Origin of the sequence: Oerskovia sp. NPDC060338 (assembly GCF_042726295.1) — a bacterium.
Lineage (GTDB): Bacteria > Actinomycetota > Actinomycetes > Actinomycetales > Cellulomonadaceae > Oerskovia > Oerskovia merdavium.
The window spans coordinates 128,041-153,404 of record NZ_JBHXCQ010000006.1 but is presented as its reverse complement, the minus strand read 5'-3'; the positions used below and the strand labels follow the sequence as shown (position 1 = coordinate 153,404).

Here is a 25,364-nt window from a genome sequence, read left to right as displayed (position 1 = left end):
CGTCCTGCTCAGCCGGCCATCGCCACGTCCCTGAGCCGCCCGTCCGCCAGGTGCACGCGCGCGTCGACCGTGTCGAGCGTGGCCTCGTCGTGGGTCACGACGATCGTCGCTGCGCCGGTCTCGCGGGTCAGCCGCGTGACGAGCTCGATGATCTGGACGCCGCGCGCGTGGTCGAGCGCCGACGTGGGCTCGTCGACCAGCAGGACCTCGGGGTGGTTCATGAGGGCGCGCGCGATGGCGACGCGCTGACGCTGACCGCCCGAGAGCTGCCCGGGCCGCTTGGCGGCGACGTCGCGGAGCCCGACGGCGTCGAGCAGCTCGAGCGCCCGGTCCCGGTGCGTCGAGGGCCGCTCGCCGCGCAGGTGGCTCATGAGCTCGAGGTTCTCGAGCGCCGTGAGCGACGCGATGAGCTGCGGCTGCTGGAACACGATCCCGATCCGGTCGCGGCGCAGCCGCGCGGAGTCCGAGGACACGGCCGAACCGGCCGCCGGCCCGCCGGCGGGAGCGTTGACGACATCGTCGCCGATGCGCACCTGGCCCGCGGTCGGGGTCGTGAGCGTCGCGGCCACGGCGAGCAGGCTCGACTTTCCGGAGCCCGACGGACCGAGCACCGCGGTCGTGGTCCCGGCGGGGACGGTCAGGGAGACGTCGTCGACCGCGGTGACGGTCGACTCGCCGTCGGGGTAGACGAGGGTGATGTGGTCGAGGGTGAGGTCCATGGTGTGCCTTTCAGGAGCGAGAGCGATGGGGGCGCGGGCCGCGACCGGTGGGGGCGACGCAGCGGCCAGGAGGGGGGTGGGGCTCAGCGGGCCGCGAGCGCCGCGTGCGGGTCGATGCGCGTGATCCGGATGATCGCCGCGACGGCGCCGACGGTCCCGAGCACCACGAGGATGAGCGCGGGCAGGAGCGTCGTGGCGGGGGAGACGACCACAGGCATGACCTGGGCGGCGAGCGCCCCGGCCCCGGCCGCGAGCGCGGTCCCGACGCCGACGCCGAGCACGAGCAGGACGAGCGCCTGGCCGATCGCGTCGCGCAGCAGGTAGGAGGTCGAGGCGCCGAGCGCCTTGAGCACCGCGACGTCGCCGGCCCGGTTGATGGTCCAGACCGTGAAGAACGCCCCCACGACGAGGGCCGAGATCGCGAGCAGGAAGCCCTGCATCATGGTGAGCGACATGTTCTCGGCCGAGAACGAGCTGACCGCGGCGCGTGCACCCATGGGTGTGAGGGTCGCGGTGCCGGTCTCGTCCGCCGCTGCGGTGAGCGCGGAGTCGCTCGGGTCCCCGGTGATCGCGACGACGGTGGCGACCTCGTCACCCGACGCTCCGCCGCCGCGGGCGCCGACGGCCTGCCAGTCGGACAGGTCCATCCAGACGACGGGCGTGTGCGAGAAGTCGGCCTGGGTGTCGAGCACACCCGCGACGGTCAGGGTCAGCGAGCCCAGCGCGACCTCGTCGCCCTCCTGGGCGCCCAGGTCGTCGGCCGCGCCGCTCGACAGCAGCACGGTACCGGGGGCGGCCTCGGCGCCGTCGGGCACGAGGCCCGAGCCTGCGCGCGAGCCGAACGCGGTGACGGCCGCGGTGGTCCCGGCCTCGCCGTCCGCACCCGCGGTGACCGACGCGCGCGTCGTGGCGACGCCCAGGGGCTCGGCCGCGTCGACGCCGTCGACCGCGGCGAACGCGTCCCACTGCGCGGCGTCGACCTGGGACTCGGTGAACGACGGCTTGGCGTCGCCGGTCACGGTGAACGCGAGCTGGTCGACCGGGAGGTCGGTGATACCCGACGTGCTCGCGCGGGCCAGGCCCGCGGTCAGCGACGCGAGGAACCCGACGAGGAACGTGATGAGGACGATGACGGTGGACATGAGGACGAAGCGTCCCCGGGCGAAGCGCAGGTCGCGCAGCGCGACGAACATCAAGAGCCTCCGGTGGTTGGCGTGGAATCGATCTGCGTCCAGCCTCCCGCCGGAGCGCCCCGCGCGGATCGGGCCCGTGGACGGTCTCTGGTGGCCGCAGGGTGGGGCCGAGGATCAACCTTTCGATGGATCGCTCGCGGCACGTCGCGCCCGCCGCGTGGCTAGGGTGGCGATGTGAAGCCTCGCGCCGTGATCTCCGCAGCCCTCGGGCTCCAGGTCGCGCTCGACGTGCTCCTCGTGGCCCTCGTGGGGCTCGCGGTCGGCTCGCGCTGGGCCGAGGCCCTGAGCGCCGGGGGGCTGGACGCCGGGGCGTGGGGCGCGCTCGCGTGCGGCCTGGCGCTCCTGGCCGTCTACGGCGTGGGGCGCTCGCGGATCAACGTGCGGGACACCGCGGTCGACGCCCCGCGCGGCGCCTGGTGGCCCACGGGCGCCTGGGTCGCCGCGCTGATCGTGGGGTGGGCGCTCCTGCTGCTCCTGACCCCGGTCGCGCTGTGGATCGCGTTCCCCCTGATGTTCCTCGAGATGCACGTGCTCGGTCCGCGCCGCGGGATCCTGGCCGTGGCCGCGACGACCGCGTGCGCGATCGGCGGCGCGATCCTGGGCGGGCAGCAGCTCGTGGGCTCGATCCTCGGCCCGACGTTCGGCGGCCTCGTCGCGATCGCCGTCGTGCTCGGCTTCGAGACGATCGTGCGCGAGTCGCAGGGGCGCCAGGAGCTCATCGACGACCTGGTCCGCACGCGCGCGGACCTCGCCGCGTCCGAGCGCGAGGCCGCGGTCGCGACCGAGCGCGAACGCCTCGCGCGCGAGATCCACGACACGCTCGCGCAGGGCTTCTCGTCGATCGAGCTGCTGCTGCGCGCCGCGGACGCCTCGCTCGAGGAGGTCGTGGCACCGGGGGCGTTCGCCCCGGGCGCCCCCGGCCCGACGGCGGCACGCGCCGCCCGCGGCTACGTCACCCAGTCGCGGCTCGCCGCGCAGCAGAACCTGGCCGAGGCGAGACGCTTCGTGCGCGACCTGGCACCGGCCGACCTCGAGTCCGCGACCCTCGTGGGCGCGCTCGAACGGGTCGCCGACCGCACGGCGCTCGCCGCCGGGGGAGGGCTGACCGTCACGGTCGAGGCCTCGGGGCAGGCTCGTCCGCTGCCCGTGCCCGTCGAGACCGCGCTGCTGCGCATCGCCCAGTCGGCGCTCGCGAACGTCGTGCAGCACGCGGGGGCGTCGCGGGCCGCGGTCACCCTCAGCTTCCTCGGTGACGCCGTGGCGCTCGACGTGGTCGACGACGGCCGAGGGTTCGACCCGCGGCAGGTGGTTGCCGGTCGGGCCGGCGCGGTGCCGGGCCCGTCACGGGAGATGCGCTCCGTCGTCGGGCAGGAGGACGGGGAACCCGGTGCGGGGGCCGGCGACGCCCGCGCGCCCCGCTCGGGCTTCGGCCTGACGGCGATGCGTTCGCGCGTCGCCGAGCTCGGCGGGACCTTCTCGCTCGAGTCCTCGCCCGGCGACGGGACTGCGCTCGCGGTCCACCTGCCGCTCGACCCCCAGGAGGACTGATGACCGTCCGCGTCGTGCTGACCGACGACCATCCCGTGGTCCGCGCGGGCCTGCGGGCCGTCGTCGACGCCGAGGGAGACATGGAGGTCGTCGACGAGCTCGCCACGGCCGAGGAGCTCGTGCGCCGCGTGAGAGCGGGGCTCGAGGCCGACGTCGTGCTGCTCGACCTGCGGTTCGGCGACGGTCGCATGGGCGGCGCGCAGGCCGCGCGCGAGGTCGTCCGCCTGGGCGGTCCGCCCGTGCTGATCCTCACGACCTACGACTCCGACCAGGAGATCCTCGCCGCGATCGAGGCCGGTGCCACGGGGTACCTGCTCAAGGACGCCCCGACCGACGAGCTGACTGCCGCGATCCGCGCGGCCGCGGCCGGGCAGGTCGCGCTCGGGCCCAGCGTCCAGCGGCGCCTCCTCGGGCGCATGCGGGCCCCCGGGGTCTCGCTCTCTCTGCGCGAGCTCGAGGTGCTCGGGCTCGTGGCCCAGGGGCTGTCCAACGACGAGGTCGCGCGCGAGCTCTTCCTGTCGAAGGCGACCGTCAAGTCGCACCTGGTGCACGTGTACGAGAAGCTGGGCGTCGACTCGCGCACGGCCGCCGTGGCCGAGGCGCGACGGCAGGGCCTGCTGCGCGACTGAGCCCGGGACCGTCTCCGAGCCAACCCTGCTAGACTATGGGCGCCGTCAGAACGGCCGCGGAGGCTGGTCAGCCTGCCGAAGAGCCCAGGGATCTAGCCCTGAGGCGCCGCGCAACGAACACTACAAGGAGAGCCGTGCCCCTCGACACTGCCACCAAGCAGCGCATCATGACCGAGTTCGCCACGAGCGAGGGCGACACCGGTTCGCCCGAGGTCCAGGTCGCGATGCTGACGCAGCGCATCAAGGACCTCACCGAGCACCTCAAGGAGCACAAGCACGACCACCACAGCCGTCGTGGCCTGCTTCTCCTCGTCGGCCAGCGTCGCCGTCTCCTCGGCTACCTGCAGAAGGTCGACATCAACCGCTACCGCAGCCTCATCGAGCGCCTCGGTCTGCGTCGCTGACACCCCCTGACTCAGCCCGGTCCCACCAGGGACCGGGCTGGTCCGGTGTGATGTACCCGTAAGAAACCCACGCCGCCAGCCTTTCGTTCGGTCCTCGGTAGTGGCCCCCGGAACCCGCCTCGAGCGGGAAGACCGTGAGCCTCGATCGAAGACCGCCGAGCGTCGAGTGGATGCACCCTCGACAGGCACCGAAGGCGGCACTTCGAGAGTGAGGAGGGCACCCGTGGAGGGTCCCGAGATCGAATTCACCGAAGCAACGATCGACAACGGTCGCTTCGGAACCCGTACCGTCCGGTTCGAGACCGGACGCCTCGCGCGTCAGGCCGGTGGCTCCGCAGCCGCCTACCTGGACGGCGAGACCATGCTGCTGTCGACCACGACGGCCGGCAAGCACCCCAAGGACCAGTTCGACTTCTTCCCCCTGACGGTGGACGTCGAGGAGCGGCAGTACGCCGCCGGCAAGATCCCCGGTTCGTTCTTCCGTCGTGAGGGTCGCCCCTCGACCGAGGCGATCCTGGCCTGCCGCCTGATCGACCGCCCGCTGCGCCCCCTGTTCGTCAAGGGCCTGCGCAACGAGGTCCAGGTCGTCATCACCGTGCTCGCGATCCACCCGGACGACGCGTACGACACCCTGGCCATCAACGCCGCGTCGATCTCGACGCAGCTGTCCGGCCTGCCGTTCTCCGGCCCGATCGGCGCCGTCCGCGTCGCCCTCATCGACGGCCAGTGGGTCGCGTTCCCCAAGTACTCCGACAAGGAGCGCGCCGTCTTCGACATGGTCGTGGCGGGGCGTGTCGTGGGTGACGACGTCGCGATCACCATGGTCGAGGCAGAGGCCACCGAGGGTTCCTGGAACCTCATCAAGAACGAGGGCGTCGGCGCCCCGACCGAAGAGGTCGTCGCCGAGGGCCTCGAGGCCGCCAAGCCCTTCATCCGCGTGCTCGTCGAGGCGCAGCAGGAGCTCGCGGCCAAGGCCGCCAAGCCCGTGCAGGACTTCCCGACGTTCCCGGACTACCAGGACGACACCTACGCCGCGGTCGAGGCCGCCGCGTCGGCCCGCCTGGGCGAGGCCCTGAGCATCGCGGACAAGCAGGACCGCGAGAACCGTCTCGACGAGATCAAGGCCGAGGTCCAGGCCGAGCTCGCCGGTGACTTCGCGGGCCGCGAGAAGGAGATCTCCGCCGCGTACCGCGCGGTGCAGAAGAAGCTCATCCGCGCGCGCATCCTCACGGACGGCTTCCGCATCGACGGCCGTGGGCTCGCGGACATCCGCACCCTGTCCGCCGAGGTCGAGGTCCTGCCCCGCGTCCACGGCTCGGCGATCTTCGAGCGCGGCGAGACCCAGATCCTGGGTGTCACCACGCTGAACATGCTCCGCATGGAGCAGCAGCTCGACACGCTCTCCCCGGAGACGCGCAAGCGCTACATGCACAACTACAACTTCCCGCCCTACTCGACCGGCGAGACCGGCCGCGTGGGCAGCCCGAAGCGTCGCGAGATCGGGCACGGCGCACTCGCCGAGCGCGCGATCGTCCCGGTGCTCCCGAGCCGCGAGGAGTTCCCCTACGCGATCCGCCAGGTCTCCGAGGCCCTCGGGTCCAACGGCTCGACCTCGATGGGCTCCGTGTGCGCCTCGACGCTCTCGCTCCTCAACGCCGGTGTGCCGCTGCGCGCAGCGGTCGCGGGCATCGCGATGGGCCTCGTCTCCGACACCGTGGACGGTGAGACCCGCTACGCGGCGCTCACCGACATCCTCGGCGCCGAGGACGCGTTCGGCGACATGGACTTCAAGGTCGCCGGTACGCGTGAGTTCATCACGGCCATCCAGCTCGACACCAAGCTCGACGGCATCCCCGCCTCGGTCCTGGCCGGCGCGCTGACCCAGGCCCGCGACGCTCGCCTGACCATCCTCGAGGTCCTCAACGAGGCCATCGACGTGCCCGACGAGATGAGCCCCAACGCTCCTCGCGTCATCGCGGTCAAGGTCCCCGTGGACAAGATCGGCGAGGTCATCGGCCCGAAGGGCAAGATGATCAACCAGATCCAGGAGGAGACGGGCGCGGACATCTCCATCGAGGACGACGGCACCGTGTACATCGGTGCCACCGACGGCCCCTCCGCAGAGGCCGCCCGCGCGGCGATCAACGCGATCGCCAACCCGCACGTCCCCGAGATCGGCGAGCGCTTCGTCGGCACGGTCGTCAAGACCACGTCGTTCGGCGCCTTCATCTCGCTGTCCCCGGGCAAGGACGGTCTGCTGCACATCAGCCAGATCCGCAAGCTCGTCGGTGGCAAGCGCGTGGAGAACGTCGAGGACGTGCTGTCCATCGGCCAGAAGGTCCAGGTCGAGATCGGCGAGATCGACCCGCGCGGCAAGCTGTCGCTGCACGCGGTCGTCGAGGAGACCGACGCGCCCGCCGACGCCGAGGCACCGGCCGGGGACGACGCCTGACGTGCCCTGGAACCTTCCGCTCGTCCCCTCGGGCTCGCCCGAGGGTGAGCTGACCGCCGGGCAGGACGGGGCGACCATCCGTCGCTCCGTCCTGCCCGGCGGGGTTCGGGTCCTCACCGAGTCGATGCCGGGCCTGCGCTCGGCGACCGTCGGGGCGTGGGTCGGCGTCGGCTCGCGCGACGAGACCGACGGTCACTTCGGCTCCACGCACTTCCTGGAGCACCTGCTCTTCAAGGGAACTGCACGCCGGTCCGCGATGGACATCGCCGAGGCGTTCGACGCCGTCGGTGGTGAGGCCAACGCCGCGACGGGCAAGGAGCACACCTGCTACTACGCTCGCGTGCTCGACTCCGACCTGCCGATGGCCGTGGACGTCATCACCGACATGGTGACCTCCGCACGCCTCGACGAGGACGAGCTCGAGACCGAGCGAGGCGTGATCCTCGAAGAGCTCGCGATGAACGACGACGACCCCTCGGACGTCGTGCACGAGGAGTTCGCGCAGGCCGTCCTGGCCGGGCACCCCCTGGGGCGCCCGATCGGCGGCACGCCGGACACCATCAACGCCGTGCCGCGCAGCGCCGTCTGGGAGCACTACCAGTGGCACTACCGCCCGGAGACGCTCGTCGTCGCCGCGGCCGGTGGCGTCGACCACGACACGCTGTGCGAGCAGGTCGCGACCGCGCTCACGACCGGCGGCTGGGACCTCGACCCTGCCGGCACCCCGCGTGCCCGCCGCGACAACGCGGACGTGCAGGGCGTGGGGACGGAGGCCGTCGAGCTCACGATCCGTCGGACCGTCGAGCAGGCCAACGTCATCATCGGTGGCACGGGCCTGTCCGCGACCGACGACCGCCGCTTCACGCTCTCGGTGCTCAGCGCCGTCCTGGGTGGCGGCATGAGCTCGCGACTCTTCCAGGAGATCCGCGAGAAGCGTGGGCTCGCGTACTCGACGTACTCGTTCGCGTCGGGCCACGGCGGGATCGGGACGTTCGGCCTGTACGCAGGCTGCGCGCCCTCCAAGGTCGACCAGGTCACCGAGCTCATGACGAGCGAGCTCGAGAAGCTCGCCGAGTCGGGCATCACGGTTGCTGAGCTCGACCGGAGCATCGGTCAGCTCTCGGGCGGACTGGTGCTGGGGCTCGAGGACTCGGGTTCGCGCATGAGCCGCCTGGGCAAGTCGGAGCTCGTGTTCGGCGAGCTGCTGAGCGTGGCCGAGTCGCTCGACCGGATCCGTTCCGTGACGTCCGACGACGTGCGCAAGCTCGCGGAGGAGCTCGCCTCCCGTCCGCGCTCGACCGTGCGCGTGGGTCCCTTCGGGGACTGAGTCTCACCAGGTGAGTCAGGAGGGCCGGTGCGCATCACGCGCACCGGTCCTCCTCGCGTTGCGGCTAGGGTTGTCGGGTGACCTCGAACGACGTGACCCCAGGCCAGAGCGCTCCCCAGCCCACCCCGCAGCCCGCAGGCTCGACGCCGATCAGGGTCGCCGTGCTGGGCGCGGCCGGACGCATGGGGGCCACGGTGTGCGCGGCGGTCGAGGCCGCACCGGACCTGGAGCTGGTCGCGCGCATCGACGCCGGGGACGACCTGGCGCAGGTCGCCGCGGCGGGTGCCCAGGTCGCGGTCGACTTCACGGTCCCGTCGGTCACCGAGGACAACGTGCACGCGCTGATCGACCTCGGGGTCCACGCTGTCGTGGGCACCACGGGCTGGACCGACGAGAGCCGTGGCCGCCTGATCGCGCACCTCGGGCGCCGGGCCGCCGAGGGCACGAGCGTCGGCGTGCTGATCGCTCCGAACTTCGGCCTGTCGGCGGTCCTGGCCATGACGTTCGCGGCCAAGGCCGCGCGCTACTTCGAGTCGGCCGAGGTCATCGAGCTGCACCACCCGAACAAGGTCGATGCGCCCAGCGGCACAGCCACGCACACGGCCCACGCGATCGCCCGTTCGCGCGCGGAGGCCGGGCTCGGTGCGAGCCCCGACGCGACCGAGTCGGGCTGGGAGGCGCGCGGCGCCGACGTCGACGGGGTCCGAGTGCACGCGGTGCGCCTGCGCGGTCTGGTCGCGCACGAGGAGATCCTCTTCGGTAACGAGGGCGAGCAGCTGATCATCCGCCAGGACTCGTTCGACCGCGTCTCGTTCATGCCCGGTGTCCTGCTCGGCATCCGCGAGGTCGTCTCGCGCCCGGGCCTGACCGTGGGACTCGAGAACGTCCTGGACCTCTCGTGAGGAACCGCAAGGGCCTGATCGGGGCCGTGGTCGTCACGGCCCTGCTCGCGATCTACGTGTGGGCGATCCTGGGCCGCGCCGGTGGGCTCGTGGGCACGGGCGAGCCCGTGGGGATCGCGATCGGGATCGGTGTCCTGCTCATCCCGCTGCTCGTGATCGGTCTGATCGCCTGGGAGTTCCGGCTCGCGTTCACCGTCCAGAAGATGGCCGACACGCTGGCTGCAGCCGACGAGCTGCCCGTCGACGACCTGCCGCGGTCTCCCGGCGGACGCATCGACCGGGCCGCGGCGGACGCCGCGTTCGAGGAGCACCGCGCCCGCGCCGAGGAGCACCCCGACGACTGGCGCTCGTGGTACCACGTGGCGTTCGCGTACGACGCGTCGGGGGACCGCAAGCGTGCCCGCGCCATGCTGCGCAAGGCGGCGGGCCTGTACCGCGCCGAGCGCAAGGCGTCCCGCTAGGGCGATTCGCTCCCGCGCCGCGTCAGGCAGTGGCGAGGGGCGCCGTCGGGCGGGAATGGGCCCGGAGCTCACCGCGTCGCGGTGAGGCGCCCGCTCCTCAGATCGAGGCGCTCCACCGGTGCTCGACGACGTCGCGCACCCCCGTGGCCAGCGTGCGGGTGCGGTGGTCGGGTCCCAGGCCCGCTCCTCCGAGGAACTGCTCGCGCGCGGAGTCGCCGTCGAGGATCCACGCCACGACCTCTTCCGAACCGTCCTGACGCAACCGGTCGACGGCTGCGGACAGGAGCCGCGACCCGTGCCCGGACCGCTGGTGGGACGGCTGTACCTCGAGCGCGACGAGCTGGCCCGGGGACACGGCCGCGAAGCCGACGATCCGGTCCGCGGCGAGGGCCACGAGCACCGCGAAGCCCGGGCCGGGCGGGGACGAGACCGCCCCGGCCCACTGCTCCTGCATCCGGGGGACGTCGAGCGCGTCGATCACCGCCGCGCCCAGCACGTCGCCGTGCGCGGACCTCCAGGACTCGATCTGGATCGCGGTGACCGCGACCTCGTCGCCGGGGACCGCCGGTCGGACCGAGACGTCTGCCGCCTCGCTGAAGAGAGCCATTCGCCAGACCCTACCGGAGCGGCGTGCCCGGCCGTCGCGAGCGGGCGGGCGGGCACCCCGGTGGGCCGCCGGCGCGTCGACCGAGGACCTTGCCGTCAGGGGAACCCGAGAGCCCGCAGCCCCGCCGCGGTCGCGGCCGCGAGCACGACGACGAGCAGGAACGGGGCCCGCAGGGCGAGCGCGACCGCCGCGACGCCGAGCGCCGGCAGCCGGGCGTCGATCGCGATGCCCTGCCCGTCCCCGACGGTCTGGACCGCGACGAGCGCCGCGAGCAGGGACGCCGTGACCAGTGCCGCGGTGCGCGAGACGCGGTCGGACGCGAGCCAGTGCTCGGGGATGAGGTGCCCGGCGAGCTTGAGGCCCAGGCACACGAGGGACGCAGCGACCACGGTGGCCCACAGGGCGGCGTCGGACATCAGGGCTCCTCGGGACGGTCGGTCGCTGCGGGCAGGTCACCTGGGTTGCCCGGGTCACCCGGATCACCCGGGTCACCCGGGTCGGGCGAGCCCGGCGACGCCTCGTCGGCACGGTCCTGCGGGGCGCTCGCTGCGCCGTCGGGCACGTACTCCGTGACCGTGACGGGCTGCCTGGGCTGCCGGGCGACCTGGCCGACCACGATCGCGACGGCCCCCGCCGCCAGGACGGGGACGCCCGGAGCGACGAACGGGAGCAGCACGACCGCGACGACCACGGCCAGGGCCGCGGTGAGCTGCATGACGCGGCTCGCGAGCCGCGGCCACACGAGCGCGAGGAACGCGGCCCCGGCGGCGGCGTCGAGGCCCCATGCCTTGGGGTCGCCCATGGCGTCGCCTGCGAGCGCCCCGATCAGCGTGAGCAGGTTCCAGACGACGAAGATGCCGATCCCTGTCCACCAGAACCCTGCACGGAACGCGGCGCGGCTCTTCTGGGCCGTGGCGACCGCGGTCGACTCGTCGATCGTCAGGTGGGCCGCGAGCACGCGCCGCCAGCCGTGGAGCGCGAGCAGCGGCGAGAGCTGGGCGCCGTAGAGGGTGTTGCGCAGGCCGAGCAGCCCGGCCGTCGTGATCGCTGCTGCGGACGTGCCGCCCGAGGCGACGACGCCGATGAGCGCGAACTGCGAGCCGCCCGAGAACAGGAGCAGGCTGAGCACCATGGTTTGCGCGAGGTTCAGCCCCGCGACGACCGCGAGCGCCCCGAACGAGACGCCGTAGAGCCCGGTGGCGACCGAGACGGACACGGCCTGCCGGACGGCGGCGCGAACCTCGAGGCGGTCCTCGTCCCCGACGGGGCGCGCAGCCCACGACGACCGACCGGAGCCGTCGCCGGACGAGGCAGCGTCCGGGGAGGGCTCCGGGGTGGTCGTCATCGTCCGCTCCAGGTCGGGGGTCGGGTCGGGGTCAGTGCGCGGGCGAGAGCTGCGGGTCGGGCTCGGCCTCGCCGGCGGCGACCGCGTTGGCGGCCCGCTGGTGCGCGGTGAGCGACATGCGGTCGATGACGGCGAGCGCCAGGGCGCTGACGACGAACGCGAGGTGGATGACCACCTGCCAGAGCATCTGCTGCTCGGGCACCCGGGCGCTGTCGATGAACGTGCGCAGCAGGTGGATCGACGAGATCCCGATGATCGACATCGCGAGCTTCGTCTTGAGGACGTTCGCGTTGACGTGGCTCAGCCACTCGGGCTGGTCGGGGTGGTCGTCGAGACGGATGCGGGAGACGAAGGTCTCGTAGCCACCCACGATCACCATGATCAGGAGGTTGGAGATCATGACGACGTCGACGAGCCCGAGGACGTAGAGCATGGTGTCGGCCTCGGTGAGCCCGTGGCCGGAGAAGGCGCCCTCCGTGAGGTGCCAGAGCTCCTTCATGAACTGCCAGACGTAGACGACCTGCGCGACGATGAGCCCGAGGTACAGGGGGACCTGGAGCCATCGGGAGGCGAAGATGAAGTAGCCGAGCGAGATGGTGGCGGGGTGCTGCTTTCCGGTCAGTGCGGGGTGGTTCGGGGTGGTCGAGGCCACGTGCGGTACTCCGGTGGTGTGCGAGGTCTGCCGGGCGCGAGCCCGGTCGTTCTATCGCTTTTACGGTATCAATCCCTGACCTTGCTCAGAGCGCGACGTACACGGTCTCGAGGTACTCCTCGAGCCCCGCCTCGCCGCCCTCGCGGCCCAGACCGGACTGCTTCATGCCGCCGAACGGTGCGCTCGCGTCGGACACGAGGCCCCGGTTGATCCCGATCATCCCGGCCTCGACCTCCTCGCCGACCCGCATCGCGCGCGCCAGGTCGCGGGTGTAGGCGTAGGCCGCGAGGCCGTACTCGGTGTCGTTGGCCAGCGCGATGCCCTCGTCGTCGTCGGCGAACGCGACGATCGGCGCGACCGGGCCGAAGATCTCCTCGGTGACCACGCGCGAGCCCGCGTCGACCCCGGTCAGGACCGTGGGGGAGTAGAAGTGGCCGGGGGAGCGCGGCCGGTCGCCACCCGTGAGCACCTGGGCGCCCTCGTCGGACGCGACAGAGACGAGCTCGTCGACCTTGTCGACCGCCTTGCGCTCGATGAGCGGCCCGACCTTGACGCCCTCCTCGCTGCCCGGCCCCACGCGCAGCTCGCCGAACGCCCGGGCGAGGCGCTGACCGAAGTCGCGCGCTACGGCGTCGTGCACCAGGAAGCGGTTGGCCGCCACGCAGCTCTGACCCGTGTTGCGGAGCTTGGCGACCAGCGCGCCCTCGACCGCGGCGTCGAGGTCCGCGTCCGCGAAGACGAGGAACGGCGCGTTGCCGCCCAGCTCCATCGAGGTCCGCAGGACCTGGTCGGCGGCTCCCTTGAGGAGCGTGCGGCCCACGCCCGTGGACCCCGTGAAGGAGAGCTTGCGCAGGCGCGGGTCCGCGAGCAGGGGCGAGGTCACCTCGGCGGCCGACGACGTCGGCACGACGTTGACCACGCCCGTCGGCAGGCCCCGGTCCTCGAGGTGCCCGCGGATGATCTCCGCGACCAGGGACGTCGTGAGCGGCGTGAGGTGCGCGGGCTTGATCACGACCGTGCAGCCCGCGGCGAGCGCCGGTCCGATCTTGCGCGTGGCCATGGCGATGGGGAAGTTCCACGGCGTGATGAGCAGCGCGGGGCCCACCGGGCGCCGCGAGACGAGCTGCCGGTTGGCCCCGCTCGGTGCCGTGCGGACCAGGCCGTCGGTGCGCACGGCCTGCTCGGCGTACCAGCGCAGGAACTCGGCCCCGTACACGACCTCGGCGCGGGCCTCGGCGAGCGGCTTGCCGCACTCGGCCGTGATGAGCGCAGCGATGTCGTCGGCGCGGGCCGTGAGCGTCGCGAAGACGGCGCGCAGCAGCTCGGAGCGCTCGCGCGGCGCGACGGCGCGCCAGGCCGGGGCCGCGGCGTGCGCGGCCTCCAGGGCGCGCAGGCCGTCGGCGGGGCTCGCGTCCGAGACGTCGAACAGGACCTCCTCGGTCGCCGGGTCCGCGACCTCGAACGTCCGTCCGGCCTCGGCCGGCCCCCACTGGCCACCGATCAGCAGCCCGGTCGGCAGGTGCGAGACCAGGGCGGGGGACAGGGCGTTCGTGGCGGGCGACATGCTTCGAGTATCACGCGACCGGGTTCGCATCGACTCCTCACGCTCGTGCGCTCGGCCGCTGTCGCTCGGTCGCCCGACCCGGTGGTGCGCCGTCGACGTGACCGACCTCTCGGACACGGCGTGCGCCACGTGCGCACGCGTGGACCGACACGCCGTTTCGGCCTCGCGCGCGGTAGTTTGTGCACATGGCACTTCCCCCCACGCAGGCCCGACCGTTCGGCGCCGTCCTGACCGCGATGGTCACCCCGATGACCCTCGCCGGAGAGATCGATCTCGACGCAGCGGTCAAGGTCGCCAAGCACCTCGTGGACAACGGGAACGACGGTCTGGTCCTGAGCGGGACCACGGGGGAGTCGCCCACGACGCACGCACCGGAGAAGGCCGAGCTCATCCGCGCGGTGGTCGACGCGGTCGGCGACCGCGCGCACGTCGTGGCCGGGGCCGGGTCGAACGACACCCAGCACGCGGTCCGCATGGCCGAGCAGGCCGCGGAGGCCGGTGCGCACGGGCTCCTCGTCGTGAGCCCCTACTACTCGCGCCCCTCCCAGGAGGGGCTGTACCGCCACATCACGGCCGTCGCCGACGCGACGCCGCTGCCCGTGATGATCTACGACGTCCCAGGCCGCTCGGGCGTCCGCATCGCCCCGGCCACGATCGAGCGCCTCGCCGCGCACGAGCGCATCGTCGCGAACAAGGACGCGACGGGTGACGTCTACACCGCGGCCAAGCTCATCGAGTCGACCGGGCTCGCCTGGTACTGCGGTGACGACGCCATGCTGCTGCCGTTCCTCGCGCACGGCGCGGTCGGCATCGTCTCCGTGGCGGCGCACGCGGTCGGCACGCGCTTCGCCCAGGTCGTCGCGGCGTTCGACGCCGGTGACAACGCGGCGGCCCTCGCGGCCTTCCGCTCGGTCACCCCGGCGATCGACGCCATCAACGGAGCGGGCTTCCAGGCCGTCATGGCCAAGGCCGCGCTCCAGCTCCTCGGAGTCACCGAGAACCGATACCTCAGGCTGCCGTACGTCGCAGCCACGGACGACGAGGTCGCCGTCGTCCGCGCCGGTCTGGAGGCCTCCGGCCTGCTGGACCCGGTGACCCCGCGGCCACGCTGAACAAGCTGAACAACAGGCCAGGAGGCCCCGTGAGCCACCCTCACCCCGAACTGTCCCTGCCCCCCGCGCTGCCGGCCGGTGCCCTGCGCATCGTCGCCCTCGGCGGACTGGGCGAGGTCGGACGCAACATGGCCGTCCTCGAGTACGACGGGCGCCTGCTCGTCATCGACTGCGGTGTCCTCTTCCCCGAGGACAACCAGCCCGGCGTGGACCTGATCCTGCCGGACTTCGACTACATCAAGGATCGTCTCGACGACATCGAGGCGATCATCCTGACGCACGGCCACGAGGACCACATCGGTGCCGTGCCGTACCTGCTGCGCCTGCGTCGCGACATCCCCCTGGTCGGCTCGCAGCTCACGCTCGCGTTCATCTCGGCCAAGCTCAAGGAGCACCGCATCGCCCCCGTGACCCGCGTGGTCAAGGAGGACGAGACGGTGAAGTTCGGTCCCTTCAGCTGCGAGTTCGTCGCGGTCAACCACTCGATCCCGGACGCGCTCGCGGTCGCGGTCACCACGGGGGCCGGCACGGTCCTGCACACGGGTGACTTCAAGATGGACCAGCTGCCGCTCGACGGCCGCGTCACGGACCTGCGCGCGTTCGCTCGCCTGGGTGAGAAGGGCGTCGACCTCTTCATGGTCGACTCGACCAACGCCGAGGTCCCGGGCTTCGTGACCCCCGAGGTCGAGATCGGCCCCGTCCTGGACAGCGTGTTCGGCGCCTCGGACAAGCGGATCATCGTCGCGTCGTTCTCCTCGCACGTGCACCGCGTCCAGCAGGTCCTCAACGCCGCGCACAACCACGGTCGCCGCGTCGCGCTCGTCGGGCGTTCGATGGTCCGCAACATGGGCATCGCGGCCGAGCTCGGTTACCTCAAGGTGCCGGACGGCGTCCTGATCGACCTCAAGAAGGTCGACTCGCTGCGTGACGACGAGATCGTGCTCATGTGCACGGGCTCGCAGGGCGAGCCCATGGCCGCGCTGTCGCGCATGGCCAACGGCGACCACAAGGTCTCGGTCGGCCACGGCGACACCGTGATCCTCGCCTCGTCGCTCATCCCGGGCAACGAGAACGCCGTCTTCCGCATCATCAACGGCCTGACGCGCCTCGGCGCGCGCGTCGTGCACGGCGGCAACGCCAAGGTGCACGTCTCGGGCCACGCGAGCGCGGGCGAGCTCATCTACTGCTACAACATCCTGAAGCCCAAGAACGTCATGCCGGTGCACGGCGAGGTCCGTCACCTCGTGGCCAACGGGGCGCTCGCGGTCAAGACGGGCGTGCCCGCCGACCGCGTGATCCTCGCGGAGGACGGTGTGGTCGTCGACCTCGTCGACGGCAAGGCCTCGGTCGTGGGCGCGGTCCCGTGCGGCTACGTGTACGTCGACGGTTCGAGCGTCGGCGAGCTCACGGACGCAGAGCTCAAGGACCGCCAGATCCTCGGCGAGGAGGGCTTCATCTCCCTGTTCGCCGTGGTCGACTCCGCGACGGGCAAGGTCATCGCGGGCCCGCACATCCTGGCGCGCGGCTTCGCCGAGGACGACGCGGTGTTCGAGGACGTCCGTCCCCAGGTCGTGCAGGCCCTCGAGGACTCGATCGCGGGAGGCGCCACGGACGTGCACCAGCTCCAGCAGGTCATGCGCCGCGTGGTCGGGCGCTGGGTCTCCAACCGTCTGCGCCGCCGCCCGATGATCGTCCCGGTCGTCGTCGAGGCGTAGTCACCGATCGTCCGACGGGCCCGTCCCCCCGCTCTGCGGGAGGGCGGGCCCGTCGTCGTCAGGGGGCAGCGAGAGAGGGGGCGGCTCGCAGCAGCGGCGGCCCGACGGCGAGGATCGCCCTCTCGTAGCGCCTTGCCGCGGCCTCGGCGTCCCCGGGCAGGAGCCGACCGATCTCGAGGCTCACGAGCCCGTGGACGAGGCCCCACAGAGCCAGCGACGCCTCCTCCACCGCGGTGGCCAGGCCTGAGGAGGCCGGTGCTGCGCCGGCAGTGCCGGAGACGGCAGAGGCGAGGACCCGGCCCACGGCCTGCCGCAGGACGTCGAAGGTCGGTTCGGCCACGGCAGGCACGGCGCCGGCCTCGGGCGGGACGGACCGCTCGAACATCACGCGGTAGAAGTGGGGGTCGGCCAGCGCGCTGGTCCGGTAGGCGAGGCCCAGGGCCAGGAGGTCGTCGGCGGGCAAGCCGGTCCTCGGCGCAGAACCCAGGTGCTCCGCGAAGCGTCGGAAGCCCTCGACGCTCACCGCCGCGACCAGCTCCTCCCTGCTGCCGAAGAGGGCGTAGACCGCGGACGCGCTGGTCCCGGCGGCCTGCGCGACGCCACGGACCGTGACGGCCGACTCGCCGTGCTCGGAGATCCGCTGCGACGCGACGTCCAGCAGTGCCGCACGCAGAGAGTCGTCGTGAAGTCGGGGTCTGGCCACGGACAGGAGTCTAGATCCCTTGACGCGGGTTTGCGAACGGTGTTCTATAACAGTGTTCGTAAATCCTGCCGACGTCGCTCGGCCGACCAGGGGAGGCCCTCGTGCTCGAGCTCACCGACGCCGTCCGCATCACCGCCGGGATCGTCCTCCTGACGATCGTCGGGATCGAGTCCGGCGGGTTCTTCCTCGTCCGGGTCGTCACGGGCAAGGTCCCGGCCACCTCGTTCCAGACCTCCTTCTTCCGGGCCGGGCACGCGCACGCAGGGGTGCTCGTGATCCTGGGGCTGCTGTGCCTCGTGCTGAGCCAGGCGACCGGGCTCACGGGCTTCTGGAGCTGGCTCGCGGGGGTGGGCGTCCTCGTCGGGGCGATCCTCCTGCCCGGCGGGTTCTTCCTGTCCGCGACCGGGGCGGGGCGCGAGGCGCCCAACCGGTGGGTCGTGCTGCTGCCGGTCGGCGCCGGGTTCGTCGCCGCGGGGGTCGTGACGCTCGGGGTCGGGCTGCTGGTCGCGTAGGGCGCCAGGGTCGTGTGGGTGCGGGTCGCTAGCATCAGGCCATGGCAACCTCAGCAGACTTCTCCGGCCTCGCGCCCGTCCTCCTGGTGACCCACGACTCGAGCTCGAGCATCATCTACTCGCCCGGCGGCCCCGAGTACCACCAGCACAAGGACGCGCTCGAGCGCCACGGGGTCGAGGGTTCGGGGTACGACTTCTCGGGGGCTCTCCAGGCCGTGCTCGCGGACGAGTCGCCCGAGGTGCTCGAGGCCGTCGGGTTCGACCCCGAGGGCGGGATGGTGAGCGTCTACGGCACCGACCTGGACGCGCTCCTGGTCGCGGCCCGGCACCTGTCGCGGATCATCACCGACGCCGCCGCGCTGGACGCAGCCCTCACGCGGTCGGTCGAGCTCGGCCTCGACGACTGACGGGCCGCGTCGTGGTCGACCAGCTCTCGGTGGCGGGCGTGCCGGACCTCGGAGCGGTGTCGGCCGAGCTGCTCGGATCGCACCGCTTCGAGGACGGAGAAGGATTCCCGCCCTCCTACCGCCGCCTCGTGCGCCGGGCCGGGTTCTGCCGCCTGTTCGGCCTCTGGCTCGTCTACCCTCCCGCCCGGGACGGGTATGCCGACGGGTGGCAGCACCGCGCCGCGCACCTCACCGGCCGCTTCCGGGCGAGCTACCGGGACGGCCGGGTCGAGGGGTTCGACTGGATGGTCGAGCCCGACGGGGACTGGTCGCTGGCCGGACGGCTCGTCGTCTTCGCGTACAGCGAGAACGGTGACGCGCTGCTCTGGGACCCCTCGACGCGCAGGGACGGCGAGCTCGCGGTCTGGTGCAGCACCGGTCTCGACGCGCTCACGTTCCTGGGGGCCTCGCTGACCGACGCCCTGCCCCGGGTGAGGGAGCTGAGCGGGCCGTTCGCGGACGACGCGGTGGCCGACCTCGAGTGCCTGACCCCAGCGCGGACGGACGGCTGACCGGGACCGCGTGCCGCAGGCTCCTCCCCGGTCAGGGGTCGTCGCCTCGCCCGGCCGGCCGAGGGCGCGCTACGCCGAGCGCATCCGACGCAGGTGCGCGAGCTGCCTGCGGTGCTCGCCCACGACCCACTCGCCCGTGAGGCGGGGGTCGTGGGAACCGTCAGGGCCGTCCGCGTCGTCCGCGTCGTCCGTGTCGTCACGGACGGACGCCTCCAGGTCGTCGAGGTAGGCCCGGTCCGCCCCGAACCGCTCCCAGAGCGCGTCGCTGCCCGTGCAGACGTGCCCGTGACCCGGGACGAGCGTGTGCACGCCGTGCTCGGAGATCGCGTGCTCGAGCGCGTCGAGCCCCGGGCGGTAGTCGCCCACGGGGTCGGGTGACGCGAGGTCCAGGAGCGGGACCTCGAGGTCCGAGAGCATGTCGCCCACGACGATCACGCCCGCGCCCGGCAGGACCAGGGCTCCGTGACCGGGTGCGTGCGCCTGGTGCTCGACCACTATCACCAGCGGCTCGCCCACTTCTGGACGGGCGCCGGGAGCGGTCGCCGAGCCCGACGACGTCGCGGCCCTCGCAGGGTCGGGCCACGGGAGGAGGACCGCGCCGACCGGGGTGTCCTCGGCCGAGGCGTCCGGCGCGGTCGAGGGGAGGGGCGTGAGTCGACCGAACAGGGCGAGATCGTGCCCGGGTGCCTCTCGCTCGACCTTCACCAGGTCCTCGGCGAGGCTGCGCTGCTGGGCGCGGACCGCCGTCGGGCAGGCCCAGCGCGCGACGTCGCCCAGCGAGCGGGACCACAGGACGTGGTCCCAGTGCGGGTGCGTCGAGAAGCCCGCGGTCACGTGCCATCCCCGGCGCGAGACGGTGGCCGCGAGGGACTCGACCTCCTCGACCGTGATGCCCGGGTCCACGACCAGGGCGCGCCCGTCCGGGGCCACGACGACCGTCGTGGTGCTCGTCCAGATCTCGGCGGTCGCGACGTGGACGCCGTCGGCGATCTCGTGCAGCTCGCGCAGGGCGAGGGGAGCGGTGCTCATCCCTCGATCCTGCCCCCGGAGGGCGCCGGTCGGCGAACGCGGGGCTCGCCGCGCGCCCGGAGAAACCGACGTCACATGACACGCACGCCCCAGGTGCGCGCTCGAGCACCCGTGCGCAGGTACCGTGGTGCCTACTATGGCGACCCGGACGTCCACCTCGGCGAAACGGCCCGCGACCTCCCGCAAGAAGCCCACGGCACGTGGTGCGACGGCCAGGAGATCGGGGGGCCCTACGAGCGCGTCACGCGCTCCGACGGGTTCGCAGGCGGGTCGTCGACCCGCCCCCTGGCCGGTCCGCGCGGTGCGCGGGCTGTGGCTCGGGTGTGCGCACGCGGTCGGCGCGGTCGCACGCAGTATCGGTAAGGGAGCAAGAGAGCTGGACCCCTCACATCGGCGCGACGGCGTCGCGTTCCTCCTCCTGGCGCTCGCCGTGATCGTCGCGGCCCGCGAGTGGTGGGGGATCTCCGGCGCGTTCGGCACCGCGGTGCACGCGGTGGCCGCAGGAGTCTTCGGCGTGGCCGCGGTCGCCCTGCCGGTCCTGCTCGTGTGGCTCGCGGTCCGGATCATGCGCCACCCCGAACGTTCCCAGGCGAACTCGCGCGTCGCGATCGGCCTGACCTTCATCGTGGTCTCCGTGTGCTCGCTCGTGCACATCGCCGAGGACCTGCCCGCCCCCCGCGACGGCTTCGCGGCCGTCCAGGACGCGGGCGGCGTGATCGGCTACCTCTTCGCGACGCCGGTGCAGACCGGGCTCACGCAGTGGTTCGCGGTGCCGCTCTTCCTGCTCTTCGGGTTCTTCGGGATCCTCGTGGTCACCGCGACCCCGGTGCACGCGATCCCCAGCCGCCTGCGCGGCATCTACGACCGGCTGACGGGCAACCACCGTGAGGGCGAGGACGGGACGGACCCGGACGGCCTCCAGCTGGCCGACGGCGTCTCGCGCCACGACGGCACCGACGAGACCGCGCCGCGCAAGAAGCGGACCGGGCGCGCCCGCAAGACCAAGGCCGAGCGGGACGCGGACACCGCCGAGCGCGAACGGCTCGACGGCGGCTACGTCGGCGACGAGGCGTTCGAGCGCGCGGCGATGCTCGAGGCCGAGGAGGAGGCCGCGCGCAAGACGGCCCGCAGCCGCCGGGCCGCGGCCGCCGCAGCGGCCCCGCCCGACGCGCACGAGGACTTCGGCGACCTGCCCACCCAGGTGATCCCCGCCGTCGGGCAGACCGCCGCGTCGCCCACCGCCCCGCCCCCGCCGCCCCCGAACAACCCCGTGCCGCGGGGCGTGCAGCCCATGCTCGAGGGCGACACGGTCTACGTGCTGCCCTCCGAGGACGACCTGGTCAAGGGGGCGCCCCACAAGGTGCGCTCGGCCGCCAACGACCGCGTGGTCGAGTCGCTCACGCGCGTGTTCGACCAGTTCGAGATCGACGCCAAGGTCACCGGGTTCACGCGAGGCCCCACCGTGACCCGCTACGAGGTCGAGGTCGGCCCCGCGGTCAAGGTCGAGCGCATCACGAACCTGTCCAAGAACATCGCCTACGCGGTGGCCTCGGCCGACGTCCGCATCCTCTCGCCCATCCCGGGCAAGTCGGCGATCGGGATCGAGATCCCCAACACCGACCGTGAGACGGTCGTGCTGGGGGACGTGCTGCGCTCCTCGGTCGCGCGCCGCACCGAGCACCCCATGGTCATGGGGGTCGGCAAGGACGTCGAGGGCGGCTACGTGGTCGCGAACCTCGCGAAGATGCCGCACATCCTGGTCGCGGGCGCCACGGGCGCGGGCAAGTCGAGCTTCATCAACTCCATGATCGTCTCGATCCTCATGCGGGCCACGCCCGAGGAGGTGCGCATGGTCCTCGTGGACCCCAAGCGCGTCGAGCTCACGATCTACGAGGGCATCCCGCACCTCATCACGCCCATCATCACGAGCCCCAAGAAGGCCGCCGAGGCCCTCGAGTGGGTCGTGCGCGAGATGGACGCACGGTACGACGACCTCGCGATGTTCGGCTACAAGCACGTCGACGACTTCAACACCGCGGTCCGCGCGGGCAAGGTCAAGCCGCTGCCGGGCTCTGAGCGCAAGATCGCAACGTACCCGTACCTGCTCGTGGTCGTCGACGAGCTCGCCGACCTCATGATGGTCGCGCCTCGCGACGTCGAGGCCTCGATCCAGCGCATCACCCAGCTCGCCCGTGCCGCCGGCATCCACCTGGTCCTCGCGACGCAGCGCCCGTCGGTCGACGTCGTCACGGGGCTCATCAAGGCCAACGTCCCCTCTCGCCTCGCGTTCGCGACGTCCTCGCTCGCGGACTCGCGCGTCGTCCTGGACCAGCCGGGCGCCGAGAAGCTCATCGGGCAGGGTGACGCGCTCTTCCTGCCCATGGGGGCGGCCAAGCCCATCCGCGTCCAGGGCGCGTGGGTCGGCGAGAGCGAGGTCCACGCGGTCGTCGAGCACGTCAAGGCGCAGCTCAAGCCGTCCTACCGCACCGACGTCGCGGCGGCCGCGGCGACCAAGAAGCAGGTCGACGAGGACATCGGTGACGACCTCGACCTGCTGCTGCAGGCCGCCGAGCTCGTCATCACGACCCAGTTCGGCTCGACCTCGATGCTCCAGCGCAAGCTGCGGGTCGGGTTCGCCAAGGCCGGGCGCCTCATGGACCTGCTCGAGTCGCGCGAGATCGTCGGCCCCTCCGAGGGGTCCAAGGCGCGCGAGGTCATGCTCACGGCCGAGGACCTGCCCGCGACGCTCGCGATGTTGCGCGGCGAGCCGGACCCTGGCGTCTACGACGGCCAGGGCGGGGGAGGCGGTGCGCCTGCGGGCAACGGCCGCGACTACTCCGACGGCGCCGACGGGCACATGCCGCCCGTCGCGCAGGAGTACCACGACGACGCGGGCGACGAGGCGGACTGGCGCGAGCGCTGACCGACGAGTCCGGGCCTCAGCCCTGGTCCGCGGGTCGGGCGTCCGAGGTGGCGGCGTCGACCGCGGACGGGGTCCGTTCGCCCAGCCGCGGGGGAGCACCCGTCGCGACCGGGGGCGAGAGCCGCTCGGACGCCGTGGCACCGACAGCCGTCCGGACACGCTCGTAGCGTGCCGCTACCTCGGCGGGCCCCACGTTCGCGGTGCCTTCGGCGAGGATCTCAGGGAGCACGCGCACCGCGTGCCTGCCCAACCGGTCGACGGTCGTCGCGGTCCACTCGAACCCGGTGACACGCGCAGCCCCACCCGCGGGCTGGGTCACGGTCGCCGTGACCAGGAGCCCCGACTCGGTCCCCGGGGTGCAGCACGCGGCGTCCTGGTTGGAGACGTAGTTGCCCAGGCCGTAGGCGACCCACATCCCCTGGCCGTCCGGTCCGCCCGGGAGCATCGCGACCGGCTGCGGGACGTGGGCGTGGTGGCCGAGCACCAGGTCGACCTGGCCCGACGCGGCGAGCGCCGTCGCGAGCCCGACCTGCTCCGTGGTCGGTGCGGTCGTGTACTCGACGCCCGCGTGCATGCTCACGACCACGAGGTCTGCGCCCGCCGTGCGAGCCGCCGTCGCACGGGCCACCAGGTCGTCGGGGTCCAGCAGGGTCACCGACCAGGGCGCCGTCGAAGGCACGGGCATGCCGTTGGTCCCGTAGGTCGCGGACAGGTGGGCGACGACGATCTCCCGTCCTGCGCGTTCGAGCACGTAGAGGGCGGGAGCTGCCGCCTCGGCGGCCGACCGGGCCGTCCCGACGTGCCCCAGGCCGGCCGCGTCGAGCGCGTCGAGCGTGGCGACGACCCCGGGCAGGCCCTGGTCCACGGAGTGGTTGGACGCGGTAGAGCACCCGTCCCACCCCTGCTCGCGGAGGTCGGTCGCCAGGTGGGAGTCCGCGACGAACGTCGGGAAGCCCTCGGGGCGACCGCCGGCGGCCGTCAGAGGCACCTCGAGGTGGCACAGCGCCAGGTCCGCCCCCGAGACCCAGGCGTCGGTCCCCGCCAGGAGCGTGCTGAAGTCGTAGCCGGCGGAGCCCGTCCGGGCCGACGCGTGCACGGGGAGGTGGGGCAGCACGTCGCCCGCGGCGACGATCGTGAAGACCGCGTCGGGCTCCGGCGGGGGGCTCGGCACGGCAGGAGCCGGCGCGGGGGTCGAGGAGGCCTGGGCGGGGGGCACCGCGTCGAGGTCGAGGAAGAGGGTCCCGGAGGCCGCGACGAGAGCAGCGACGAGCCCGGCGGCAAGGAGCTGGCCGAGCCGACGGCGGCGTCGGGTCGCGCGTACGTGACGTGTCACGGCTGCGACACTAGCGGTATCGCGCGCGCATTCGAAGACCTCGTGATATAGGGAGGATGTTCTGTGTGGGCTTGTCCGAAGAGTCCTTTTCTGGACGTGTCGGACGACCGCTCGCGGAGCGCCTAGGCTTGTCCCGTGGTCACAGCCGTCCCGTCCCCCTGGAACTCCGCGAACGCGGTCACTATCGCCCGGATCGCCGTGGTGCCGTTCTTCGCGTGGGCTCTGCTCGCCGACGGCGGGCACACGGTCACCTGGCGCCTGGTCGCGACGGGACTGTTCGTCCTCGCGGCCGCGACGGACCGGGTGGACGGCTACCTGGCCAGGAAGTACAACCTGGTCACGGACCTCGGTAAGCTGCTCGACCCCATCGCGGACAAGCTGCTGATCGGAGCCGCGCTCGTCCTGCTGTCGGCGCTCGGCGACCTCCCGTGGTGGGTCACGATCGTCATCCTGGCCCGCGAGCTGGGCATCACGCTCATGCGGTTCGCGGTCCTCAAGTACACGGTCATGCCGGCGTCTCGAGGCGGCAAGCTCAAGACGGTCCTGCAGTCCGTCGCCATCTCGATCTTCCTGCTCCCGCTCAACCAGATGCCGTCGTGGATCTCGGTGGTCGGCTGGATCGTCCTCGTGGCGGCTCTGGTCGTCACGGTCGTCACGGGGGTCGAGTACGCCTACCAGGGCTGGCGCCTGCGCCGGGACGCGCTGCGCGCCGCCCGGACGTCCGGGCAGGACTGAGTCGCTCCTCATGGCCACCCCGGACGCGATCGCGCCCCCCGAGGCCGTGGTCGTGCTCGAGGCCGTGGCGTCGAGAGGGTGGACCGTCGCGGTCGCCGAGTCGCTGACCGGTGGTCTCGTGTGCGCCCGTCTGGTCGCCGTGCCCGGTGCGTCCGCGGTGCTGCGCGGTGGGGTCGTCGCGTACGCGACGGACCTCAAGCAGAGCATCCTGGGGGTCGACGGCGAACTGCTCGCCGAGCGCGGAGCCGTGGACCCGGACGTCGCACGAGAGATGGCCCAGGGAGTCGCCCGGAACCTGGGGGCCGACGTCGGCCTCGCGACCACGGGCGTGGCGGGCCCCGATCCCCAGGACGGCAAGGCCCCGGGCCTCGTGTTCGTGGCGGTCGCGACGCCCGAGCGCACCGAGGTCCGCGAGCTTCGGCTCGAGGGCGGCCGGGCAGAGGTCCGGGAAGGCGCGACCCGGGGACTGCTCGGACTGGCTCGGGCGACGATCAGCGGGTGAAGGTCAGCGGGTGAACTTGCCCTCCGGTGGGACGACCAA

At 72.7% G+C, this 25,364-nt stretch carries 25 protein-coding genes; 15 read left to right on the top strand and 10 right to left on the bottom strand.

Features of this window, described 5'->3' with window-relative positions:
- Positions 1-8: 8 nt before the first annotated feature.
- Positions 9-719 carry an ABC transporter ATP-binding protein gene (locus ACFWGN_RS09435; protein ID WP_377616630.1) on the bottom strand — a complete coding sequence of 237 codons (711 nt, stop codon included), beginning with the start codon at positions 717-719 and terminating at the stop codon, positions 9-11.
- 83 nt (positions 720-802) lie between these two features.
- On the bottom strand, positions 803-1,912 hold the full coding sequence (locus tag ACFWGN_RS09430; protein WP_377616629.1) for an ABC transporter permease: 1,110 nt from the start codon (positions 1,910-1,912) through the stop codon (positions 803-805).
- Positions 1,913-2,086: 174 nt separating this feature from the next.
- Here ACFWGN_RS09430 and ACFWGN_RS09425 point away from each other — a divergent pair, with 174 nt between their 5' ends.
- The 7 genes from ACFWGN_RS09425 to ACFWGN_RS09395 all read left to right on the top strand — a co-directional run bounded on the left by ACFWGN_RS09425 (position 2,087) and on the right by ACFWGN_RS09395 (position 9,635).
- Positions 2,087-3,460, top strand: coding sequence for a sensor histidine kinase (locus ACFWGN_RS09425; RefSeq protein ID WP_377616628.1), 1,374 nt, complete (start codon positions 2,087-2,089; stop codon positions 3,458-3,460).
- A complete protein-coding gene (locus ACFWGN_RS09420; protein WP_191803899.1) occupies positions 3,460-4,089 on the top strand; it encodes a LuxR C-terminal-related transcriptional regulator in 630 nt (209 codons plus the stop codon). The genes ACFWGN_RS09425 and ACFWGN_RS09420 overlap by 1 nt, the downstream gene beginning before the upstream one ends.
- 134 nt (positions 4,090-4,223) lie before the next feature.
- Positions 4,224-4,493 carry a 30S ribosomal protein S15 gene (gene rpsO, locus ACFWGN_RS09415; protein WP_056648736.1) on the top strand — a complete coding sequence of 90 codons (270 nt, stop codon included), beginning with the start codon at positions 4,224-4,226 and terminating at the stop codon, positions 4,491-4,493.
- 223 nt (positions 4,494-4,716) lie between these two features.
- The gene (locus tag ACFWGN_RS09410) at positions 4,717-6,945 is read left to right on the top strand and encodes a polyribonucleotide nucleotidyltransferase (protein ID WP_068627427.1); all 2,229 of its coding nucleotides are present in this window, start codon (positions 4,717-4,719) and stop codon (positions 6,943-6,945) included.
- Position 6,946: 1 nt separating this feature from the next.
- Positions 6,947-8,272, top strand: a complete 1,326-nt coding sequence (locus ACFWGN_RS09405; protein WP_377616627.1) for a M16 family metallopeptidase — start codon at positions 6,947-6,949, stop codon at positions 8,270-8,272.
- A 161-nt stretch (positions 8,273-8,433) separates the two neighbouring features.
- Positions 8,434-9,174 (top strand): 4-hydroxy-tetrahydrodipicolinate reductase, encoded by a 741-nt coding sequence (gene dapB, locus ACFWGN_RS09400; protein ID WP_377616691.1) that lies wholly within the window; start codon positions 8,434-8,436, stop codon positions 9,172-9,174.
- Positions 9,171-9,635, top strand: a complete 465-nt coding sequence (locus tag ACFWGN_RS09395; RefSeq protein WP_377616626.1) for a hypothetical protein — start codon at positions 9,171-9,173, stop codon at positions 9,633-9,635. Before dapB ends, ACFWGN_RS09395 begins: the two co-directional genes overlap by 4 nt.
- A 97-nt stretch (positions 9,636-9,732) precedes the next feature.
- Here the strand turns inward: ACFWGN_RS09395 and ACFWGN_RS09390 are convergent, their stop codons facing one another.
- The 5 genes from ACFWGN_RS09390 to ACFWGN_RS09370 form a co-directional block, all read right to left on the bottom strand.
- Positions 9,733-10,242 (bottom strand): GNAT family N-acetyltransferase, encoded by a 510-nt coding sequence (locus ACFWGN_RS09390; protein ID WP_191803901.1) that lies wholly within the window; start codon positions 10,240-10,242, stop codon positions 9,733-9,735.
- A 95-nt stretch (positions 10,243-10,337) separates the two neighbouring features.
- Positions 10,338-10,658 (bottom strand): AzlD domain-containing protein, encoded by a 321-nt coding sequence (locus tag ACFWGN_RS09385; protein ID WP_056648748.1) that lies wholly within the window; start codon positions 10,656-10,658, stop codon positions 10,338-10,340.
- Entirely contained in the window at positions 10,658-11,587 is a 930-nt protein-coding gene (locus ACFWGN_RS09380) for an AzlC family ABC transporter permease (protein WP_377616625.1), read from the bottom strand. The genes ACFWGN_RS09385 and ACFWGN_RS09380 overlap by 1 nt, the downstream gene beginning before the upstream one ends.
- Before the next feature lie 31 nt (positions 11,588-11,618).
- Positions 11,619-12,239, bottom strand: a complete 621-nt coding sequence (locus ACFWGN_RS09375; RefSeq protein ID WP_318244537.1) for a TIGR00645 family protein — start codon at positions 12,237-12,239, stop codon at positions 11,619-11,621.
- 85 nt (positions 12,240-12,324) lie between these two features.
- Positions 12,325-13,803, bottom strand: a complete 1,479-nt coding sequence (locus tag ACFWGN_RS09370; protein ID WP_377616624.1) for an NAD-dependent succinate-semialdehyde dehydrogenase — start codon at positions 13,801-13,803, stop codon at positions 12,325-12,327.
- A 185-nt stretch (positions 13,804-13,988) separates the two neighbouring features.
- On the opposite strand from ACFWGN_RS09370, the gene dapA reads away from it, so the two are divergent.
- Together dapA and ACFWGN_RS09360 are read left to right on the top strand one after the other, a co-directional pair.
- Complete coding sequence (gene dapA / locus ACFWGN_RS09365) at positions 13,989-14,915, top strand: 4-hydroxy-tetrahydrodipicolinate synthase (protein WP_377616623.1); 927 nt, start codon at positions 13,989-13,991, stop codon at positions 14,913-14,915.
- Positions 14,916-14,944: 29 nt separating this feature from the next.
- Positions 14,945-16,630, top strand: coding sequence for a ribonuclease J (locus tag ACFWGN_RS09360; protein WP_377616622.1), 1,686 nt, complete (start codon positions 14,945-14,947; stop codon positions 16,628-16,630).
- Between the two features lie 58 nt (positions 16,631-16,688).
- Here ACFWGN_RS09360 and ACFWGN_RS09355 read toward each other — a convergent pair whose 3' ends face one another.
- Positions 16,689-17,333, bottom strand: coding sequence for a TetR/AcrR family transcriptional regulator (locus ACFWGN_RS09355; protein ID WP_377616621.1), 645 nt, complete (start codon positions 17,331-17,333; stop codon positions 16,689-16,691).
- A gap of 101 nt (positions 17,334-17,434) precedes the next feature.
- Between ACFWGN_RS09355 and ACFWGN_RS09350 the strand changes: the two genes are divergently transcribed.
- The 3 genes from ACFWGN_RS09350 to ACFWGN_RS09340 are packed head-to-tail and all read left to right on the top strand — an operon-like array spanning position 17,435 to position 18,803.
- Complete coding sequence (locus tag ACFWGN_RS09350; protein ID WP_354506331.1) at positions 17,435-17,845, top strand: hypothetical protein; 411 nt, start codon at positions 17,435-17,437, stop codon at positions 17,843-17,845.
- A 41-nt stretch (positions 17,846-17,886) separates the two neighbouring features.
- A complete protein-coding gene (locus ACFWGN_RS09345; protein ID WP_377616620.1) occupies positions 17,887-18,252 on the top strand; it encodes an Imm51 family immunity protein in 366 nt (121 codons plus the stop codon).
- A gap of 11 nt (positions 18,253-18,263) precedes the next feature.
- Positions 18,264-18,803 carry a hypothetical protein gene (locus ACFWGN_RS09340; protein WP_377616619.1) on the top strand — a complete coding sequence of 180 codons (540 nt, stop codon included), beginning with the start codon at positions 18,264-18,266 and terminating at the stop codon, positions 18,801-18,803.
- 69 nt (positions 18,804-18,872) lie between these two features.
- Here ACFWGN_RS09340 and ACFWGN_RS09335 read toward each other — a convergent pair whose 3' ends face one another.
- Positions 18,873-19,832: an MBL fold metallo-hydrolase gene (locus ACFWGN_RS09335; RefSeq protein WP_377616618.1), complete on the bottom strand. Its 960-nt coding sequence runs from the start codon at positions 19,830-19,832 to the stop codon at positions 18,873-18,875.
- Between the two features lie 136 nt (positions 19,833-19,968).
- Here ACFWGN_RS09335 and ACFWGN_RS09330 point away from each other — a divergent pair, with 136 nt between their 5' ends.
- Positions 19,969-22,755 (top strand): DNA translocase FtsK 4TM domain-containing protein, encoded by a 2,787-nt coding sequence (locus ACFWGN_RS09330; protein WP_377616617.1) that lies wholly within the window; start codon positions 19,969-19,971, stop codon positions 22,753-22,755.
- A gap of 16 nt (positions 22,756-22,771) precedes the next feature.
- Here ACFWGN_RS09330 and ACFWGN_RS09325 read toward each other — a convergent pair whose 3' ends face one another.
- On the bottom strand, positions 22,772-24,088 hold the full coding sequence (locus ACFWGN_RS09325; RefSeq protein WP_377616616.1) for a CapA family protein: 1,317 nt from the start codon (positions 24,086-24,088) through the stop codon (positions 22,772-22,774).
- 135 nt (positions 24,089-24,223) lie between these two features.
- Between ACFWGN_RS09325 and pgsA the strand changes: the two genes are divergently transcribed.
- The gene (pgsA, locus tag ACFWGN_RS09320; RefSeq protein ID WP_377616615.1) at positions 24,224-24,823 is read left to right on the top strand and encodes a CDP-diacylglycerol--glycerol-3-phosphate 3-phosphatidyltransferase; all 600 of its coding nucleotides are present in this window, start codon (positions 24,224-24,226) and stop codon (positions 24,821-24,823) included.
- Positions 24,824-24,833: 10 nt separating this feature from the next.
- The gene (locus tag ACFWGN_RS09315; protein WP_377616614.1) at positions 24,834-25,325 is read left to right on the top strand and encodes a CinA family protein; all 492 of its coding nucleotides are present in this window, start codon (positions 24,834-24,836) and stop codon (positions 25,323-25,325) included.
- Positions 25,326-25,364: the final 39 nt, after the last annotated feature.

What these genes read in the sequence shown, in the direction of transcription:
- ACFWGN_RS09435 (WP_377616630.1), bottom strand. Translation starts at nt 719, where the DNA reads ATGGACCTCACCCTCGACCACATCACCCTCGTCTACCCCGACGGCGAG.
- ACFWGN_RS09430 (WP_377616629.1), bottom strand. Translation starts at nt 1,912, where the DNA reads ATGTTCGTCGCGCTGCGCGACCTGCGCTTCGCCCGGGGACGCTTCGTC.
- ACFWGN_RS09420 (WP_191803899.1), top strand. Translation starts at nt 3,460, where the DNA reads ATGACCGTCCGCGTCGTGCTGACCGACGACCATCCCGTGGTCCGCGCG.
- ACFWGN_RS09390 (WP_191803901.1), bottom strand. Translation starts at nt 10,242, where the DNA reads ATGGCTCTCTTCAGCGAGGCGGCAGACGTCTCGGTCCGACCGGCGGTC.
- ACFWGN_RS09385 (WP_056648748.1), bottom strand. Translation starts at nt 10,658, where the DNA reads ATGTCCGACGCCGCCCTGTGGGCCACCGTGGTCGCTGCGTCCCTCGTG.
- ACFWGN_RS09380 (WP_377616625.1), bottom strand. Translation starts at nt 11,587, where the DNA reads ATGACGACCACCCCGGAGCCCTCCCCGGACGCTGCCTCGTCCGGCGAC.
- ACFWGN_RS09370 (WP_377616624.1), bottom strand. Translation starts at nt 13,803, where the DNA reads ATGTCGCCCGCCACGAACGCCCTGTCCCCCGCCCTGGTCTCGCACCTG.
- dapA (WP_377616623.1), top strand. Translation starts at nt 13,989, where the DNA reads ATGGCACTTCCCCCCACGCAGGCCCGACCGTTCGGCGCCGTCCTGACC.
- ACFWGN_RS09345 (WP_377616620.1), top strand. Translation starts at nt 17,887, where the DNA reads ATGGCAACCTCAGCAGACTTCTCCGGCCTCGCGCCCGTCCTCCTGGTG.
- ACFWGN_RS09335 (WP_377616618.1), bottom strand. Translation starts at nt 19,832, where the DNA reads ATGAGCACCGCTCCCCTCGCCCTGCGCGAGCTGCACGAGATCGCCGAC.
- ACFWGN_RS09330 (WP_377616617.1), top strand. Translation starts at nt 19,969, where the DNA reads ATGGCGACCCGGACGTCCACCTCGGCGAAACGGCCCGCGACCTCCCGC.
- ACFWGN_RS09315 (WP_377616614.1), top strand. Translation starts at nt 24,834, where the DNA reads ATGGCCACCCCGGACGCGATCGCGCCCCCCGAGGCCGTGGTCGTGCTC.